The organism is Streptomyces sp. NPDC001450 (genome assembly GCF_053597295.1).
The window spans coordinates 1-2158 of record NZ_JBSFHY010000134.1; the positions used below are offsets into that span (position 1 = coordinate 1).

1 protein-coding gene is annotated in these 2158 nt (G+C 72.3%); it reads right to left on the reverse strand.

All coding sequences use genetic code 11. The annotated features are described in order from the left end of the window. Positions 1–2158: acyltransferase domain-containing protein (locus tag ACWC5O_RS45335; protein ID WP_450781378.1), on the reverse strand; the 2158-nt coding region annotated here is incomplete at both ends.

The following is a 2158-nucleotide window of genomic DNA, read 5'->3' on the forward strand; positions in this document are numbered from 1 at the left end:
TCAGCACCCACAGCGGGGCCGTCACACCGGCGTCACCCAGGGCCTGCACCAGCGCCACCGACCCGGACACGCCCACCGGCACGCCGTCCTCGGCCGCGTCACCGGAGAGAGCGAGCAGCGACACCACACCCGCGACCGACGTCATGTCCTCCAGCTGCGACGCGAGTTGCGCACGGCTCGCGCGCGGGTCGCACGTCCACCACTCGACCTCGGCGCCGGCGGCCGTGAGGGCCTCCCGTACCGAAACGGCCCAGGTGTCGTCCTCAAGGCTGTCCGGTACGACCGCCAGCCAGCGGCCCGCCAGTGTCGCTCCGCGCGGGATTCCGGTCACCGGCGACCACCGCACCCGGTACCGGTAACCGTCCACCTCGGCCTGTTCCACGCTCTGCCGCCGCCAGGAGGTCAACGCGGGCAGTACCGCGCCCACGACGTCCTCCTCCAGCTCCAGTGCCCCGGCCAGGGCCTCCAGGTCCTCCCGCTCGACGGCCTCCCAGAAGCGGGCGTCGATCTCGCTGCCCGTGCCGCCGGAGGCGTGTGCACCGGCAACCTTGGGCCAGTACCGCTGGTGCTGGAAGGCGTACGTGGGCAGTTCGGCGGCCCTGCGGACGCCGTCACCGAGTATCGACGACCAGTCGACGGCACCGCCGGACACGAAGACGCCGGCCAGCGCGGACAGCACCGACCTCGCCTCGGGCCGGTCCTTGCGCAGAGCGGCGACCAGGACGGGCGGGTCACGGTCGACCCTGTGCCCACCGTCCAGGACGGACTGCGCCAGGGCGGTGAGCGTGCCGTCCGTCCCGAGTTCGACGAAGCGGCGGACGCCGTCCTGTCCGTCCAGGACGCGTACGGCATCGGCGAAGCGCACCGTCCCGCGGACATGCTGCACCCAGTAGTCGGGCGAGGTCAGCTCCCCGGCGGTGGCCGCCTCCCCGGTGACGGTCGACACGACGGGCAGCCGCGGGTGCTCGTACGACAGGCTCTCGGCCACCTTGCGGAAGTCGGCGAGCATCGGCTCCATCAGCGGCGAGTGGAAGGCATGGCTCACCCGCAGGGCCGTCACCTTGCGGTCCTGGGCGCGGAAGTGCGCGGCCACCTCCTCGACCGCGTCGGCCGCACCCGAAATCACCACCGCCCGCGGACCGTTGACCGCCGCAATACCCACCTCGTCATTGAGCAGCGGCAGCACCTCGTCCTCGGCGGCCTGGAGCGCGACCATCGCACCGCCCTCGGGCAGCGCCTGCATCAACCGGCCACGCGCCACCACCAGACGGCACGCATCCGCCAGGGACCACACCCCCGCCACATGCGCCGCCGCGATCTCACCGATCGAATGACCGGCCAGCACATCCGGGCGCACACCCCACGACTCCAGCAACCGGAACAACGCCACCTCAAGGGCGAACAGAGCGGGCTGCGCGTACTCCGTCCGGTTCAGACGCTCCACGTCCTGGCCGAACACGGTCTCCCGCAGCGGCAGTTCCAGCTCCGCGTCCAGATGCGCGCAGACGGCGTCGTAGGCGTCCGCGAAGGCCGGGTACTCCTCGTACAACTCCCGCCCCATATCGAGGCGTTGTGAGCCCTGGCCCGCGAACAGGAAGGCCGTACGACCCCCTTCACCCACCTCACCGGTCACCGCGCCATCGGCGGCCGACTCACCGGACGCCACGGCCTCGAGCCCGCGCAGCAGCTCCTCACGGTCCGCGCCCCACACCACCGCACGGTGCTCGAACACCGACCGCGAGCGCACCAGAGATGTGCCGACCTCGGCGGCCCCCAGCGTCTCGTCACCGTTCACGAACTCCGCCAGCCGCCCGGCCTGCGCCCGCAACGCGGCCCGGCTGCGCGCCGACACCACCCACGGCACCAGCGACGGCACCGGCACGGTCCCCGCCTCGGCCCCGGCCTCCGTGAAGACCGGCTGCTCCAGGATGACGTGCGCGTTCGTACCCGAGACACCGAAGGCGGAGACGGCGGCGCGCCGCGGCCGGTCCTCCTCCCTCACCCAGTCGCGCGACTCCGTGAGCAGTCGTACGTCACCCGCCGACCAGTCGACATGGGAGGACGGCTCATCCACGTGCAGGGTGCGCGGCAACGTCCCGTGCCGCATGGCCAGCACCATCTTGATGACACCCGCCACACCCGCGGCGGCCTGCGTGTG